This is a genomic window from Tepidanaerobacter acetatoxydans Re1 (assembly GCF_000328765.2).
In the GTDB taxonomy this organism is placed as follows: domain Bacteria; phylum Bacillota; class Thermosediminibacteria; order Thermosediminibacterales; family Tepidanaerobacteraceae; genus Tepidanaerobacter; species Tepidanaerobacter acetatoxydans.
The window spans coordinates 681,675-697,751 of record NC_019954.2 but is presented as its reverse complement, the minus strand read 5'-3'; the positions used below and the strand labels follow the sequence as shown (position 1 = coordinate 697,751).

Below are 16,077 nucleotides of genomic sequence, written 5' to 3'. Positions count from 1 at the left end.
TTTTTTATCTTACATCTTATGAATCGGTTCTTTCAATAAATCAAATGCCGCTTCCATAACAGCTTCCGAAAGCGTTGGATGGGCATGAATGGTATCTGCTAATTCTTCCGCAGTACACTCAAGCTTTATTGCAAGTACAGCTTCTGCTATGAGTTCCGTTGCACAGGGTCCTATTATGTGAACTCCTAAAATTTCGTTGTATCTTGATTCGGCAATAATTTTTACAAAACCTGATTTTTCACCTATGGCCATGGCTTTGCCATTAGCAGTGTATGGAAACCTTCCTACTTTGATATTATCTTTATAAATCGCTTTTGCTTCTTTTTCACTCATCCCAACGGATGCCGCTTCGGGGTTGGTATAGATACAATAAGGTATGGCTTTATAATCCATCTTATGTTCCTCGCCCATGATATTTTTTATCGCAACTATTCCCTGATGCGATGCCACATGTGCCAGCATGGATTTACCTGTGATATCACCAACAGCATATATATTTTCTATATTTGTTTGAAGATAATCATTTACAAGTATACCTTTTTTATCTATATTACAACTTAATTTTTCAATTGCTGCTGTGTTTGGTGTCCTGCCTACTGCTATAAGGACTTTCTCTGAATCGATAAATTTTATACCTTCCTTAGTTTCAAAAAATGTTTGCAGCGTGTTTTCTTTTTGTTTAATTTCTTTTACTTTTGCATCAGTATATATTTTGATGCCCTGTGTTTTAAGATGTCTAATAAGTTCTTGAGATATGTCGTCATCCAGCTTTGGAAGAATTTCAGGCAGCATTTCTACTATGGTCACTTCAGTACCTAAGGCATTATATATATATCCGATCTCCGTGCCAATCACTCCTGCCCCGATAATCAGCATGGACGAGGGTAATTCTTCTAAGAAAAGAGCTTCATCGCTTGTTATAACATTTTGAAAATCATGTCCCGGAATCGGTAAAATTGTTGGCACGGAACCTGCAGCAATAATTATATTATCAGCGGTAATGGTCATTTGCTCCGTTTTATCCGATATCAATATGGTGTTTTTATCGGCTAGTTTCGCAGTGCCTTTAAAGACCGTAACACTATTGGATTTTAAGAGATTTTCTACACCTTTTGTAAGGGTTTTTACAATACTGACAGTATTTTTCTGCATATCATTCCAATTAATCGTCACATTATCTGCTGCAATACCAAATTTTCCTGCGTTTTTTATATCTTGGAAAAGTCTTGCGCTGTGAATTAAGGCTTTTGTAGGTATACAGCCTCGATTCAGGCATGTGCCGCCTAATTCGCATTTCTCTATTAACGCAACTTTTGCCTTTCTTTTTCCTGCGTAGATGCCTGCCGCATAGCCGCCCGGCCCTCCGCCAATAATAGCTATATCATAATGCATAACATCACTTCCTTTAAAGCAGCATATTCATCGGTTCTTCAAGAATTTGCTTAATGTTCTGCAGGAATTTAGCTCCTGCGGCACCATCTATTGCTCGATGGTCACAGGATAGAGTCAGGTTCATCATTGGCCTTATGGCTATTTCATCATCTTCTGCTACCACCGGTTTTTTCAATATCTTCCCTGCCGCAAGTATTGCCGTCTCCGGCTGGTTAATTATAGCACTAAATTTTTCTATGTCATACATACCGAGATTTGATATGGTAAAAGTTCCTCCATGATAATCATCCGGCATAAGTTTTTTATCTTTTGCCTTTTGGATAAGTTCTGAAGTTTCGCTTGCGATATTTGCAAGACCTTTTCTATCTGCATTTTTTATTACAGGTACAATGAGGCCGCCGTCCAAGGCTACGGCAAGACCAATATTTATCTCCTCTTTTAAGATTATCTCCTCTTCTGAAAAGCTTGAGTTTATTATCGGATTTTGCCTTAAAGCAACTGCTGCAGCTTTTATCAATATATCATTGTATGAAAGCTTTACATTATACTTTTCCTGAATAAATATCGAAAGTTTTTGCCTAAGCTCTATAACTTTTGTCATATCTACTTCTAAAGACAGATATATGTGTGGTGCGATCTTTTTGCTGTAAGCCATTTTTTCGGCAATTATTTTTCTCATTCCTGTAACGGGAATGGCGTATTTTACAGTAAATTCTTCGGTTTCTGGTTTCTGCGTTTCAAACAGGTCTTGCTTTGTTATTCGCTTGCCGGCAGTTTTCTTTAAAGTTTTCAGGTCTATCTGTTTCTCTTCTGCTATTTTTCTAGCTACGGGAGTAGCCGTTACTTTATTTCCCCGGATATATAATATTACATCTTTTTCCACTATCCTACCGTCCGGGCCTGTCGGGGCAACTTCCCATAAATCTACATTATGTTCTCTTGCAGCCCTTTTTGCCGCAGGAGATGCTTTGATTTTACCTGCTGGCTTGCTTTCTTGCGATAATGATTCTTCCTGCTGAAGCATATGTTCGACTTTGTCGTCTTCTTTTTGCAATGTTGCCTTTTGTTCACAAAAATACCCGGATATATCTTCATCTTCATCAGCTATTATGGCTATAGGCTGTCCAATAGGAACGGTTTCACCTTCTTCAACAAGGATTTTTCTAATTACTCCTGAAGCCGGCGCTTCATCTTCAATATTTACTTTATCTGTTTGAATTTCTGCATATATTTCTCCTCTCCGGACGGGGTCACCTTCTTTTTTTAACCATTTTGTAATTGCACCTTCGGCCATGGTAGTGCCGAGTTTGGGCATTTTAACTATGGTAGCCATGGGTATCCTCCTTTATCCTAGCAGTTCTTTTACACCTTCTATGATATCGTCAACTTGGGGAACTGCATGCTTTTCAAGAATTGGGTTGTAGGGAATAGGTATGTCAAGACCTGCCACTCGCTTTATCGGAGCATCTAAATAGTCAAAGGCTTCACTGCCGGCAATCAATGCGGCTATTTCAGCTCCCCAGCCATAGCTTATGGGATCATCCTCCACTATCGCTACTCTGCCGGTTTTTTTGACTGAATTTACGATAGTGGATAAGTCCAACGGCTTTAATGTCCTAGGATCAACCACTTCAACATCTATTCCTTCCTTCTCCAGCTCTTTAGCAGCTTCCAGTGACCTTTGCACCATTATGGAACCGGCAATTATGGTAATGTCTTTACCCTCTCTTTTTACATCAGCTTTGCCTAAAGGAACAATATAGTCTTCTTCCGGCACTTCTCCTTTTGTCCAGTAAAGCAGCTTGTGTTCAGCAAAAACCACGGGATTATCGTCCCTTATGGCAGCTTTTATGAGGCCTTTTACATCATAAGCTGTTGATGGCATAACTACTTTAAGTCCCGGAAAATGGGCAAATACCGCCGGAAAACTCTGTGAATGCTGAGCAGCAGCTCCAGTGCCACAGCCCATCGGCCCTCGAATAACCATCGGAACCTGAGCCTTTCCGCCAAACATGTATCTTATTTTTGCACCTTGATTTACTAACTGATCCATGGCTATTGTAAAAAAGTCAAAAAACATGATTTCTGCTACCGGCCGCATACCACACAAGGCTCCTCCCACAGCAGCACCGGCTATCGCAGCCTCAGATATGGGTGTGTCGATTATTCTGTTTTCACCAAATTCTTCAAAAAGGCCCTTAGTGACTCCAAATGCTCCACCGTAAAGTCCAACATCTTCTCCTAAAATAAAGACATTTTCGTCCCTTAGCATTTCTTCTCGTAGTCCTTCCCTTAGAGCCTCAATATAAAGTTTTTCAGCCACTTATTTCGCCTCCGATTTCATTTTGCTGCATTTTCTTCATGCATATACACCATCCATAATTTCTTCCACCTTAGGCTCAGGACTGTTTTGAGCATATTCTAGGGCCTCCTGTATAATCTTTTCTACCGATTTTTCAATTTCGTCAAGCTCTTCTTCGGTAGCTGTACCCTCGCTAATCAGTTTCTGTCTGTATCTTTTTATAGGACACTTTTGCTTCCATGCCTCTTCTTCTTCCCTTGTCCTATATACCCTTGGATCGCTTTTTGAATGTCCAAGCCAGCGATAGGTTTTGGCTTCTATAATGGAGGGGCCTTCGCCTTCTCTTGCTTTTTCTACGGCTTCTTTTACAATCTCATATACTGCCTCTACATCATTTCCGTCCACTGCAGCACCGGGTATGTTATAAGCTGCTGCCCTATCTGCAACGTTCTTTGCAGCACTAGCTTTTTCAAAAGGCACCGACATGCCATACAGGTTATTTTCACATAAATATACTATCGGCAGCTTTTTAACTGCTCCTAAATTTACGGCTTCATGAAATACCCCCTGATTTGTGGCTCCATCTCCAAAAAAGCACAACGTCACTTTTCCATTATTTTTTAATTTCGACGCCAGCGCAGCACCTGTTGCTATAGGTATTCCTCCACCTACTATGCCGTTTGCACCTAAGTTTCCCATTTCAAGATCGGCTATGTGCATCGAACCGCCTCTGCCGCGACAGTACCCGGTTTCTTTCCCCAAAAGCTCAGCAAACATTTGTGGAAGCTTACCGCCTTTTGCTATACAGTGGCCGTGCCCTCTATGCGTGCTTGTTATCATATCATCCTTCTCTAAGGCAGCCACAGCACCTACTGCAGACGCCTCTTCTCCAACTGAAAGGTGGCATGTGCCCCATATAAGGTTCGCCTTAAACAGCCTATCCACCTCTAGTTCAAAGTTCCTTATTTCGCACATTTTCCGATACATCCATAGCTTCTTGTCTTTGGATAAGGTCATTAAACCAGCTCCTTTTAGTAATAACTCAAGAATTTTACGGTAGATTTATTATTTTTCATTGTGCATTAGTCACCAATATTTATGGAATGTTTCATGTTAACCATAATTACAAGTGATTCATAAGATTTTATCTTGCAGCCTGCGAAGCTGTAAAATGAATGAGTCTTCATCTAATTCTACCATATCATATTTTAGAGTTTCTCCTTTTTTTACATCGGTTTTTAGTTTTATCTTAGGGCCAACTAGACCTATTGGCAATGCATTATCTTTTCTTGCATTTTCAAAGGTATCAATTAACCCGTATACCGTATATCCGCCAATGCCATCAAGGTATTCTCCCGCCTTTAAATCTCTCTTTGCCACTGCAACAGTCTCAGAAATAGGCACACCTTTAGGCGCTATTGTCGGTTCGTGATATATGCACGCCCGCGCTGCAGACAGAGGAGTCTCGATGCTTGTAAGGTGATATGGCCTATACAAAACATAGTTAGGCCCTTCACCCATCGAAAGATAAGCCATTTCTTCCTTTACCGCCGGAAGATCCGTGGTTATTATGACAAAGACACCGGGGGCTATGCCGTTAACAAACTCAACTACATGGTATCTATCAAGAATGCCTCCCTGCTCTTTTAAGCTGAAAAGTTTTGGCAGTTCTTTAACAGTAGATTTAGGACCCATCATACCCTTTTTTGTAGGTAAAAAACCGATAGCATTTGAAACACATGTCATTTCAACCATAGTTTTGGTTCCATCTACAAATGAAGCTAACATTTTAGGATTCATATTGCTGACCTCGGCTTTTTCTCGAACAGTATCAGGATTAGCTCCTGTATCCAGTGGATTATTTTTACCTTTGCCTGCTGCTAGTATTTTAAAGCCCATTGCATCCGCAAAATCATACAGCTCTTTTACAGCCCCCGGCTCATCTCCTGCAGAAACCGTATATACAACACCTGCGCTGTCTGCCATCTTTTTTAATAATGGTCCTACGGTAACATCAGTTTCCACATTTAACATTACGATATTTTTACCATTATAAATAGAATCAAAGGCTATACGGGCTCCTGCATCAGGAACGCCGGTAAGGTCTATAACTACATCAATCGGCAAGGACTTAGTTATTACGTTAAAGTCCTCCGTTATAACATACTTACCCTGTTTTATAGCGGCATCTGCCTCTGAAGTTTTATTTGCAGTTATAATGTCAGCGGCATTTACACCGGCCAGAAGATAAGCCTTTTTTGCCCTTTCTAAATCTAAGTCGGAAATTATCGCCGGCAATATGCCTTTCATGCAAAACATCTGGCTTACCATACCACGTCCCATTTGGCCTGCACCAACTATACCGGCATTTATTTTTTTACCTTGCTCATCAATCTCTTTAAGTTTAGTGTTTAAGTTTAGCATATGTCCATCTCCTATTATTATTTATTTAAAAATTGTAGATTTTTATTTGCTCTTAATTATGATATAGTCACCCTTTTTCAGTGAAAACGGTAGTTCATAACCAGATAAATGAACATCTCCGGGCAATTCCGGTAATTTTCTGCCATCGAATTTAAGGCAAGCATGACCAATATTTCTTAAATTTCTGTTTGAAATTTCTCCGACGGCAGTGATCATATATGTCAAATTCCCTAGAATCACTACATCGCCGGCTTCTATTTCCTCTATAAGATCGCCACCTGTATGGACTAGAGATATTTCCTGAAGTTCTGGTGGTGCGGTTTTGTCAAACAGTATTAATATTCCCTGCCGCAATAGCTCATCTACCATTACCCCTATTTCGATGACCTTTACTTCATATTTTGTCATAACTTCACCCCTTGCAGGCTATAATAAAAGCATGTCTGCCGCAATACGTTATTGTGCTATTGCGGCAGAACTCTTATTTTATCCAGTATATAGACCTATACTAAAAACATAGGCAATTAATACCGCAATCGGTCCGGTTATCAACCGTGAAATAAGTATTGCACCTACGCCAATCTCAACTGTTTCAGGCTTTGCTTCTCCAAGGCTTAAGCCTACGGGAATAAAGTCACATCCAACCTGGGGATTTATGGCAAAAAGTGCCGGCAAAGCAAACTGTGGAGGTATGTTCCCTTTACCGATTTCAACACCGACCAAAACACCTACAACCTGTGCAATTACAGCTCCCGGCCCTAGCAAAGGTGATAATACAGGTATCGCACAAACAAGTGAAATAATCAATAATCCTGGCAAACTTCCTGCAAAAGGTGCAATGGTATTTGCTATCCAGTCACCCACGCCGGATTTTAAAATAATACCTATTAACGTTGCAACAAAAGCTATAAATGGAAGCACATTTTTGATGATTTGGTCAATTGTTTCACGACCTGATTGATAAAAAATCCCAACTACTCCGCCCATGCCTCTGCCAATTCTTTCTATGATTCCTGGCTTTTTAGCATATTCTGTCTTGTATACTGTCGCTTCTTGAGCCTCGCCAAATTCTGGGATTCCTTCCGCTTTAACATAATTCTCAGTCTCCAGTTCGGATACAAAAAATATATTTTCCTGTTTAACACCTGAAACATATATGTCTTCTTCAATATATTTTGCCAGTGGTCCTACCTGCCCCACCGGTGTTAAATTAATGGTGGGAATGCGTTTTTTGGGATAGACACCACACCTGGCTGTTCCGCCACAATCAATAACTACACAGCATATCTGCTCATCTGGCACCGATGTTTTAAAACCGTCGATAGCCTCACCACCGGTCATCTCAGCAATCCTGCGTGCCACAGAATCTATGCCGCCTCCGGTAATTGATACTATCTTATCTTTACCTTCAACGGGCCTTATTACTAAAGGCCCTCCCCATCCTCCCGGACCTTTTTCCACTTTAACTGCCTTATATCTCATTTCTCAGCCCTCCTTATTAAATCGCCAGATCTCTCTGTCTCATCATTCTTAACGTTAACCTCTCAGTGACAATTCCCCTTATTAAAATAACTATAACGCCGACTATAAAATACCTTATTGCCAACTGTCCCAGTGGTAGTCCCAATTGTTCAATACCTTGCGCAATTCCCATATACACAAAAAGCTCAGCAGGATTTGCATGGGGAAACAATCCCACAATGGGATGTACAAATGAAACAGCAGCATCATAAAATGCCGGCTTGTACTTTTCGGGCAAAAATCTTCCAAAAGTGTAAGCCATGGGATTTGTCAGGAAAAAGACCGCCAAAACAGGCATAACCGTATAGCGCAAAATGGTATATTTACCTGCAGTTTGAGCAATTTTGTCAATTTTTTCCTGACCTACAAATTTGATTAGAGCATTAACAGCAGTCATCAAAGTTATAAGAGTGGGTAAAATTCCTCCGGCAAGTCCTAAGAATTGATTGCCGCCTTCTTGAAATAAACCAATAAAAGCTTGGGCAAAATTTGCTAACACATCCATTTACTATTTCCCTCCTACTTAAAATATTTTTTAAACAATTATAAAAAAATATTTACACAGATTCTACAACCTCCTTCTCCAATATTTTTGTGTGTTTTAGAGAGTTTATAGCTTCGATTGCCGCATTTCTTGTACATTTGTTCATACTCTTTGTTATTGCGTTAATATGATTTATATTCTGATTTTTTAATGTATCAAATGGTTTAAATCTGGCAAAAACGGTTATACCCGACATTATTTCTGCATTGACAATAATATCATTGCTATCAACGCCGAGAATCACAATAACACCTCGGCTAAATCGGCCTTTAACTTGTCCTATTCCAAACCTGTGATAATTCTTAAACTCGGCTAATTTAAGTTTAAAGTTTTTAATTTGCGAATAAGACAAAAGTCCTTGGATAACCCATACAATAAAAATAAGCAGTGCAGTTTTAGCCCACATAGCATCTTATCCCCCTATGTTTTCTAATAAAAACTCGGCAGTTTTCTCATCTGTAACTAACACATCAATATGATGGCCTTTGATAGCTGCTAAAATAGCTTTATGCTTTGCTTGGCCGCCAGCCACTCCTACTACAGTCGGGATCTTATTCAAGTCTTCCATTGAAATACCAATTACTCGCTTATTCAGTTCTATTGGACATAAATTTCCCTCTTCATCTAAAAAAATCCACGAAATATCACATACAGCGTTTGCTTCTTTTAGGCTGTTTAATTCTGTTTCAGTATAATAGCCTGTTTGCCGAATAGTTGAACCAGGGTCCACAGGAGAGCCAATGCCGACTACAGCTATGTCTGACTTAGCAGCCAGTTCTAAAATTTGTTTTATGTTTTTATCAGATATGAGAGTCTGTTTCACTGCTATGCTGTCAACAGTAACCGGTGCATGTAAAAGGCGCCCCCTGCCTCCAAAAGCTTCAGCAAAATTTATGGCAATAGCATTAGCATGTATATCAAGTTTAGTTTGTCCTGCTCCGCCAACCAGCGGAACAAATGTCACGTTCTTAATCTTGGTTTTTATATAGCTTGGAATATGTACCAACGTAGTTCCCCATGAAATTCCAACAATATCCCCTTCTTTTATTGTCCTTTCTAAATAACTTGCAGCAGCTTCAGCCAAATACCGTTTTAGCCCATCACCTTCCTCTGTGGGAGTAATTATAACTTCTCGCAAGCCAAAACTTTTTTCCAAAATATTCTCTAACTTTGCATAACTGCCTTCATAGTGAATTTTTATTTCCACTATACCTTCCTGTCTGGCTTTTTGCAGCAATCTCGAAACTGACGGCCGTGATATCCCAAATTTATTCGCAATCTCTTGCTGTGTCATATTCTCATCATAATACATATGTGCTATTTTTGTTAATATTCTCTTCTCGTTATCTGCCATCATTTTCTTCCCCTTCTTGAACATTTGTTCAAGCTGTAATCTTCTGTTCAAGATTAGATTAGCATAGATCTTATTGTTTGTCAAGAGTTGGATATTAATTATTCTGTAATTTGAATTGATTTTGTAATATGAAATTATCTGCACATAATTTTCCTTTCTGCTGTGAAACATATAAAAAGAGTGTCATGAAACTATTTAAAAAAAGTATAATTACGCTCCTTTGCTTGTTTATTGACAAAAAATACCTCACAGGGAAATCCTGTGAGGTATTTTACTGCCGATTATAACATTTCATTTGTCTTGCTTTAATATCACTTTGCTGAAGAATGTACTTCAGCCTGTTTGTCCAAAGTGTAAATCTTGCTTATTTCCTTTGCTTTTTTAACGGCATTAGCTACAAATTCATCTGTGCCGTCTGCAGTAGTTTTCAAGTCAAAAACTTGAGCCTCTTCAAAGTCATCGTCTAAGTCTTCCTGCGTGATGTCAGCATCATTTTTTGAAAAACGAATCATTCTAGTAAGACGTTTACATTCTTGTTCTGCTTTTGATAAATTTGCCGTAAGAACGCTAATCTGATCCAGTAGATCAACATTCTTTATTTGAAGCTGTGTTTTCTCTTGTACTAAATCATGAATTTGAGCTTCACCTTCATGATATTGATCAACAGTATTTTGAAAAAGTTGCATCTGATTTTCCATTTCCTGTAAAAGCAGCTTTATTGCCGCGTCAAATGCAAAGATAGATTTGCGATACTCCTCATTTTGTTTCTGCAATAGCGCATATTTCTGCTCCTTCCTTTGATACTTTTGGAGCAAGTCAGAAAGAGCTTCCTTTTCAGCGGAAAGTGTATCATTTTTTTGAACAGTAGATGTGTAATTGCGGTGTAATGTATCATATTTTTGTTCTAATGCTTCTTGTGCTTTTTGAAGTTCACGATATTTTTCTTCCAAATCATGAATTTGTGTTTGTTTCTGTTCTAGCTGTGATTGTAGAAATTCGAGTTTTTTTGTTGCTTCTTTTGCTGCTTCTTCGGCAACGGCAGCCCTTTGTTGCTCTGCCGCAATCCTTTCGTTAAATTCTGTCTCCTGCTTTTCAAGAGTTGATAACCGCGACATCATTGACTCAAGCTTCATCGTCGCTTCCTTTGCTGTTTTTTCAGCAGCAAAGGCTTTTTCCTGCTCTAAAGCTATCCTGTTATTTAATTCAGACTCTTGTTTTTTAAGTGCTTTGATTTCGGCAGACATTTGTTCTATTTCTTCTGTTCTTTCAATTGCTTTTGAATTTGCATCTTTTTGCTGATTCAATACATTAACCTGTTCTTCCAACATTTTAATCCGCTGCATGCTAGCAGATAATTGTTGAGACAACTCGGATAACTGAGATTCCTTTTCAGCAAGTTCTTTCTCTTTATCAGCTAATTTTGCCTCTAATGAATGATAAAGCTTCTGAGCTTCTTGCGCTTGAGATAATTGAAGGCTCAAGTTATAGTTCTCTGATTTGAGTTGTGATAATTGATTTTCAATTTTTCCTGTATCTTCATTACGAGACTCTAAATAGGCATCCAATTCATGTTTTTGCTGTATAGACTTTTTCTCTGCCTCCGAAAGCTGTTGCCTGAGTATATTGCATTCTTGAGAAAGTGCAGCTTTCTCACCCAGCAAATCCTGAATTTGCTTTTCCAAGCTAACCTTCATTTGTTCCGAAGATTTATATAATTCTTCCACAAACTGTTGAACGCTGCTTTTAGAATAACCGCTGACTAAAGAAGGCTTTAAACGCTCGTTTAGCAAATCTTTCAAGTTTTTATTGAAGTACAATCCTTCATCTTCAGTGGGAAATATGGTATTCATTTTGCACCTCCATTAATAATAATTTGGATTTCCGGAACTACCGTGAAATAATAGCTCTCAGGACAATCCATATATCACTTCACGGCACTTCACCATATTCCTCCTCGAACTTTATAGCTGTTATAGAAAGTCATATCCGAAGAAGATTGTATATTGGCAACAAGCTTTCCGCTGCCGTTATCGGTCACATTCACGGTAATGCGGATATTTTGTTTATCATAGGTCATATAGCGCATCGGTTCTGATGGTATTATTTGCCGTGCCACAAAGGTATATGTTCCAACATTTGTAAAATCAATTGGGAACCGTATTTTCCCATCTGATTGATTGATTGCTGAATAGGTTTTGCCATTACTGTCAGTTAACTCAAATTTAAACATTCCTGTTGACAGCTGCATTCCGGATAAGACTACTTTTAATTCAATATTTGCTTTTATTGGGCTGTAAGCAAACTGATTCGTAAAGGTCGTATCGTTGGAATACTTTACATCTGCCGTCAAATAACCACCGGCATCGGCAACGTTTACAACAATAGGAACGGTTTTTGTATCGTAAATAATATTGGAATTTGCCGGCATTGGTACAATTTCTCGCACCATAAAATTATATGTTCCTACTTTCGTAAATTCAATCGGTGAAAAAACTACCCTGCCATCACTTGTATTTGATACCACCTCAATCGAATCTTCATTGCCGTTAAGTAATCTGAATTGGAAAGCATTTGCCGAAAGGGTGCGACCTGTCAATTTCTTTTTGACTTCAAAGTTTACAGAAACAGGTTTCGGATTATAAACATTAGTAAAGGCCGTCCCATTTGGATAGGTAATCTTTACATCTAAATCACCGCTATTTCTCACAACATTTGCAACAACAGTAAGAGTTTTTGTATCATAGGTCATTCCTTGTTCAGGCACATCTGGAATTATTTCCTTTACCTCATACAAATATTTACCAGGTTTGGTAAAACTGATGGAATTAAATGTAATAAACCCGTCTTTGTCATTTTTTACCGTAGCAATCGGAACAGTTTTGGTTTCTTCTTGATTTTCACCTTGGATCACTTGCCTAATTTCAAATTCAAACATGCCCTCTACAAGGTCTTTTCCTTGCAAAACCTTGCGAAGCTGAATTTCTGCCGGAACAGCATTCGCCTCTACTACTTGAATAACAGGTTTATTATAGTGCTTGACTGCACTACCATTTCCTCCGAAGGAATAACTTAATTCAGCAAGGGTGTTGGAGTAAAATCCGGGTTTGTCTGAACTGGTATTGTTGCCTTCATAGTCCGTATTTGGGTCGCCGATATTCGGATAGCTCTCATACTGCCCATAATAGTCTAAGGCTTCATCACTGGCTCGTACATTGAACGAAAGGGTATATCGGCTGTCAGGTATTGTGCTTTTTAAAAGTTGAATAGACAGTTTATCGGAAACCGATGTTACGGAGTAATCAACTCCTGCTGTTAAGGTTACGGCTTCAGCATCTCCGGTCTTCCTTGATACCTTTAAATCTCCTGCGTAAGAAACATAGGAGGATAATTCATCAGTGATGGTAACATCATAGAGAGAATTGCCGACCTTGGATACAAAACGATTAAAAGCGCTTGTAAGTTGTTCTGCACTAGAAGCCTGTACCATATACTTCTCATTGTTCACTTCTACCATTTGCGTAATAGTTTGGAGAGTCGAGGCACTGCCAGAATCATCTCCGATAAAAACCGAGTAAAATCTATCAACATTTTGAAACTCTTGTGCGGCATGGTAAGCGTAAATCGTGGCAACTTCAGCATAAGCAGCATATCCCATTGCATTGGCCGCAGGGAGTGACGCTGTCGGCTCACCGTCGGACACGAAGAAAATAACTTTTTCATGACTGCCGTTAATACTCCCATTGACAATTTGTGCAGCATGCAGCATAGATTCATAGTAATTTGTTCCGCCGGCAGTTCCGCCAGGCAAAGATAAAGAATTTACACAATTGATTAATTTGGTTCGATCAGTCTCCCTTGTAGTAACTATTTGCGCCCTGGTACCGAATGTAATGATTGAAATACGGTTGCTTGGATTCTGTACTAAAGAATTGACCGCACTTTTCACAGTGTTTTTCAACACATTAAATCTTGTCGTATTACCGAGAGCCGTGTCCATGGAATTGCTGACATCCAAGACAAAGATTATATCTCTATCGGTTTCTGTTTCAGATGCCTCAGTGGTTACATCCAAATAAATGCGGTAATCATTTAAACCATTTGCTGATGTATCTGGATTAGGAATACCGTCTCCGAGATAATCAATAGTCTTCGCATACTCCGGTTCGGGATCTGGATCCGGCTCAACCTCATCAATGTCCGGATTATATCGAAAATGCAGTGTAACCTTTGCTTCACCTTTAGAGCTGTTAATTACTTGAAGCCAGTTATACGAAGTAATAGCCTTCGCCCTTCCGTTATCATCATAAGTATATTGTTTGAGATTTCCATTAGCGTTATATTCAACAGACGCTAAGCTTATATGCGAGTCTGTTTTTGAATTGGCTCCAAACCAAAGTAAGTCACAGTTTGATGAGCCGTTTGATTTATTCCATGAAACCTTTGCGGTCTGCCCATGTTTCCATGAAAATGTTTTTATTGTGCTATTTGACGGATATAATGCAGGATACGTATTATTGCTGGTCATCTCAATAATTCTTTTTGCATCATAATAAAACGATGCATTTTTGAGCCCAGGATATTCATCAATGTTATCAATTACAGTTGTTACCTGCAAATTCAATGCCGGGGCAGCTGCAAAAGCTGCTGAACCTAGTATGGTTAAGCAAGCTGTCAATAGCACAAATACTAAAACTGCTTTTTTTATAATCTTGCCCATTAGCTTTTCATCTCCTTTTTTAACCTGTCATTTTCTATTATGCATTTCTCTACCAATCCGAAGGCAGGTCTGTGCCGTCATATACTACTTGCATATCGCCTATAATACCGGTATAGGCACCATTATAGTTTGAAACAGGAAGTGGGGAATGCCAGATTACATCAGCAGAACCCTCGCCATAGGATTCACCGCCGTCTAAACTTACGTTGAGCGGCACTGTATCAAGACCAAATATCCTTCCAAAGTAGAAAGGACACTCATCTGTTAGTAAAATTCTAACTTGATAACTACGATAGTTCGGTTCTGGGTCTTCTTCATGAAAATAAACTGTTACTATTCCGTCAAATCCATTTTCCGCTGCCGCACTATACGCAATATGATATGTGGTCAGTGCCGGATTATCCGAATAGCGAATAGTATCCTGGTAAGTAAATCGTTCTTCACGAATAATTTGCAATATATTCTGCATGGAGTTGCGCTTAACGTAAATCATGCTGACATCTAGGCATATACCAATGAAAAATGCAATTAAAACCATTGATCCGGCAAAAATGAGCAGTATATTCCCATCCTCTTTTTGTAAGAACTTTTTTGCCATTTTTCCCATATCCACCACCTATTCTTGTTCTGCCTCATTCTGTTCGGCTTTGTGTCCTCACAACTCTGGTTCTGTTCAAATCTTTTTCAAATGAAACCGTATTGCCGAAAAAAAGTTTCCCTACATATGTAATCGGCTGCACATCATATCGAAGTACAGCACTGAGATTCATATAGCGTGTTCTGCTCACAGCCATCACCGGCTCATTAGGTTTTCGTCCCGGTACAGCAAAACTTTCCTCAATATTGTAAAGCACTGCCTGAGCATTCGCTACACTGAGATTATCTGAAGAAATACCCCAGCAGCTATTTTTTAAATCATTACGCAGCGTATCCGCTACAATAGCACCGGTATAAGTGGCTTCCGAAGGAACATCTTCTAAGGAATCAGTATCACCCAAATCCGCCGCCGAAATAGACCAACTTGCCTGTATGTAGCCATATTCAAAAGAGGCTCGCTGATACGCTAACCAACCGAAATCAATAATAAAGAATAAAATCAACAAAAAGAGAGGTAAGACCAGCCCAAACTCTACAATCGATTGTCCTGATTCAGTTGAACTTATCCTTTTTTGGGTATAAAACACCGCAATCACCCCAATCCTGCCTGGTTTACGGCATATAACCGGTTACATATACATCTCTTGAATATACCGGCGTAACGACATCAAAAGAATTGCCTAACAATAAGCTGCCCCAAAAAGTAACTGGTCTTAGGGTATAAGTCATCTGCACCTGCACCTCCATGCATTTATAGCTAGAATTTCGGCTTTCAAATTGATTCCAGAAATTAGTTGGATTTTCAATAGCCTTTTCGCTTGAATAGACATAGTAGGTATAATTTTCCGCAAAAGGAGGGCTTTCATTTAAAAGCGCTATTGTTACTCTGCCCGTGTCAAGCTTATCTCCATAATAATCTTCAACCGTCTGCCTAAGTGCGTTTGCAGTATCTCCGGTGCTGACATCGGCATATGTCAGCTGGCTGATGCTTTCGCTTGCAGCACTCTTGAGAATCATTTTGGCATTTGCATAGCGATAAAGATCCACAGGTATGAGCAGCAAAAGCATTAAAATAGGTAGCAGCAATGCAAACTCCACTATCGACTGTCCGTTCTCCTTTGCAATGCTTGTTTGCTTTTTCTCTGCCAACGCCATTTCACCTCCTTTACCCTGCTTGCCTGCGGATATATAAGCTATACTGTTATCGCCTCGAAACCAAGCCTATC

Annotated in this window: 15 protein-coding genes; all 15 read right to left on the bottom strand. The window is 39.3% G+C overall.

Annotation, left to right across the window (positions count from 1 at the left end; all coding sequences use genetic code 11):
- Window positions 1-9: 9 nt before the first annotated feature.
- The 15 genes from lpdA to TEPIRE1_RS03195 all read right to left on the bottom strand — a co-directional run bounded on the left by lpdA (window position 10) and on the right by TEPIRE1_RS03195 (window position 16,006).
- A complete protein-coding gene (gene lpdA, locus TEPIRE1_RS03265; protein WP_013777756.1) occupies window positions 10-1,392 on the bottom strand; it encodes a dihydrolipoyl dehydrogenase in 1,383 nt (460 codons plus the stop codon).
- A gap of 13 nt (window positions 1,393-1,405) precedes the next feature.
- Window positions 1,406-2,725 (bottom strand): dihydrolipoamide acetyltransferase family protein, encoded by a 1,320-nt coding sequence (locus tag TEPIRE1_RS03260; protein ID WP_013777755.1) that lies wholly within the window; start codon window positions 2,723-2,725, stop codon window positions 1,406-1,408.
- Window positions 2,726-2,737: 12 nt separating this feature from the next.
- Window positions 2,738-3,715, bottom strand: a complete 978-nt coding sequence (locus TEPIRE1_RS03255; protein ID WP_013777754.1) for an alpha-ketoacid dehydrogenase subunit beta — start codon at window positions 3,713-3,715, stop codon at window positions 2,738-2,740.
- A gap of 36 nt (window positions 3,716-3,751) precedes the next feature.
- Complete coding sequence (locus tag TEPIRE1_RS03250; protein WP_013777753.1) at window positions 3,752-4,711, bottom strand: thiamine pyrophosphate-dependent dehydrogenase E1 component subunit alpha; 960 nt, start codon at window positions 4,709-4,711, stop codon at window positions 3,752-3,754.
- Window positions 4,712-4,828: 117 nt separating this feature from the next.
- Window positions 4,829-6,118, bottom strand: a complete 1,290-nt coding sequence (locus TEPIRE1_RS03245) for an NAD(P)H-dependent oxidoreductase (protein WP_013777752.1) — start codon at window positions 6,116-6,118, stop codon at window positions 4,829-4,831.
- A 42-nt stretch (window positions 6,119-6,160) separates the two neighbouring features.
- Entirely contained in the window at window positions 6,161-6,526 is a 366-nt protein-coding gene (locus TEPIRE1_RS03240; RefSeq protein WP_013777751.1) for a PTS glucitol/sorbitol transporter subunit IIA, read from the bottom strand.
- Window positions 6,527-6,604: 78 nt separating this feature from the next.
- Window positions 6,605-7,600 carry a PTS glucitol/sorbitol transporter subunit IIB gene (srlE, locus tag TEPIRE1_RS03235; RefSeq protein ID WP_013777750.1) on the bottom strand — a complete coding sequence of 332 codons (996 nt, stop codon included), beginning with the start codon at window positions 7,598-7,600 and terminating at the stop codon, window positions 6,605-6,607.
- A gap of 16 nt (window positions 7,601-7,616) precedes the next feature.
- The gene (srlA, locus tag TEPIRE1_RS03230; protein WP_013777749.1) at window positions 7,617-8,144 is read right to left on the bottom strand and encodes a PTS glucitol/sorbitol transporter subunit IIC; all 528 of its coding nucleotides are present in this window, start codon (window positions 8,142-8,144) and stop codon (window positions 7,617-7,619) included.
- Window positions 8,145-8,196: 52 nt separating this feature from the next.
- Complete coding sequence (locus TEPIRE1_RS03225; protein WP_013777748.1) at window positions 8,197-8,589, bottom strand: transcriptional regulator GutM; 393 nt, start codon at window positions 8,587-8,589, stop codon at window positions 8,197-8,199.
- Window positions 8,590-8,595: 6 nt separating this feature from the next.
- Entirely contained in the window at window positions 8,596-9,540 is a 945-nt protein-coding gene (locus TEPIRE1_RS03220) for a sugar-binding transcriptional regulator (RefSeq protein ID WP_013777747.1), read from the bottom strand.
- Window positions 9,541-9,848: 308 nt separating this feature from the next.
- A complete protein-coding gene (locus tag TEPIRE1_RS03215; protein WP_013777746.1) occupies window positions 9,849-11,387 on the bottom strand; it encodes a coiled-coil domain-containing protein in 1,539 nt (512 codons plus the stop codon).
- A gap of 89 nt (window positions 11,388-11,476) precedes the next feature.
- Window positions 11,477-14,254 (bottom strand): Spy0128 family protein, encoded by a 2,778-nt coding sequence (locus TEPIRE1_RS03210; RefSeq protein ID WP_013777745.1) that lies wholly within the window; start codon window positions 14,252-14,254, stop codon window positions 11,477-11,479.
- Window positions 14,255-14,303: 49 nt separating this feature from the next.
- Window positions 14,304-14,861: a TadE/TadG family type IV pilus assembly protein gene (locus TEPIRE1_RS03205; RefSeq protein ID WP_013777744.1), complete on the bottom strand. Its 558-nt coding sequence runs from the start codon at window positions 14,859-14,861 to the stop codon at window positions 14,304-14,306.
- A gap of 25 nt (window positions 14,862-14,886) precedes the next feature.
- Window positions 14,887-15,438 (bottom strand): TadE/TadG family type IV pilus assembly protein, encoded by a 552-nt coding sequence (locus tag TEPIRE1_RS03200; RefSeq protein ID WP_231848316.1) that lies wholly within the window; start codon window positions 15,436-15,438, stop codon window positions 14,887-14,889.
- Window positions 15,439-15,463: 25 nt separating this feature from the next.
- Window positions 15,464-16,006, bottom strand: a complete 543-nt coding sequence (locus TEPIRE1_RS03195) for a TadE/TadG family type IV pilus assembly protein (protein WP_013777742.1) — start codon at window positions 16,004-16,006, stop codon at window positions 15,464-15,466.
- Window positions 16,007-16,077 lie beyond the last annotated feature (71 nt).

What these genes read in the sequence shown, in the direction of transcription:
- TEPIRE1_RS03195 (WP_013777742.1), bottom strand. Translation starts at nt 16,006, where the DNA reads ATGGCGTTGGCAGAGAAAAAGCAAACAAGCATTGCAAAGGAGAACGGA.
- TEPIRE1_RS03220 (WP_013777747.1), bottom strand. Translation starts at nt 9,540, where the DNA reads ATGATGGCAGATAACGAGAAGAGAATATTAACAAAAATAGCACATATG.
- TEPIRE1_RS03240 (WP_013777751.1), bottom strand. Translation starts at nt 6,526, where the DNA reads ATGACAAAATATGAAGTAAAGGTCATCGAAATAGGGGTAATGGTAGAT.
- TEPIRE1_RS03250 (WP_013777753.1), bottom strand. Translation starts at nt 4,711, where the DNA reads ATGACCTTATCCAAAGACAAGAAGCTATGGATGTATCGGAAAATGTGC.
- srlE (WP_013777750.1), bottom strand. Translation starts at nt 7,600, where the DNA reads ATGAGATATAAGGCAGTTAAAGTGGAAAAAGGTCCGGGAGGATGGGGA.
- TEPIRE1_RS03225 (WP_013777748.1), bottom strand. Translation starts at nt 8,589, where the DNA reads ATGTGGGCTAAAACTGCACTGCTTATTTTTATTGTATGGGTTATCCAA.
- TEPIRE1_RS03215 (WP_013777746.1), bottom strand. Translation starts at nt 11,387, where the DNA reads ATGAATACCATATTTCCCACTGAAGATGAAGGATTGTACTTCAATAAA.
- TEPIRE1_RS03245 (WP_013777752.1), bottom strand. Translation starts at nt 6,118, where the DNA reads ATGCTAAACTTAAACACTAAACTTAAAGAGATTGATGAGCAAGGTAAA.
- lpdA (WP_013777756.1), bottom strand. Translation starts at nt 1,392, where the DNA reads ATGCATTATGATATAGCTATTATTGGCGGAGGGCCGGGCGGCTATGCG.
- srlA (WP_013777749.1), bottom strand. Translation starts at nt 8,144, where the DNA reads ATGGATGTGTTAGCAAATTTTGCCCAAGCTTTTATTGGTTTATTTCAA.
- TEPIRE1_RS03210 (WP_013777745.1), bottom strand. Translation starts at nt 14,254, where the DNA reads ATGGGCAAGATTATAAAAAAAGCAGTTTTAGTATTTGTGCTATTGACA.
- TEPIRE1_RS03260 (WP_013777755.1), bottom strand. Translation starts at nt 2,725, where the DNA reads ATGGCTACCATAGTTAAAATGCCCAAACTCGGCACTACCATGGCCGAA.
- TEPIRE1_RS03205 (WP_013777744.1), bottom strand. Translation starts at nt 14,861, where the DNA reads ATGGGAAAAATGGCAAAAAAGTTCTTACAAAAAGAGGATGGGAATATA.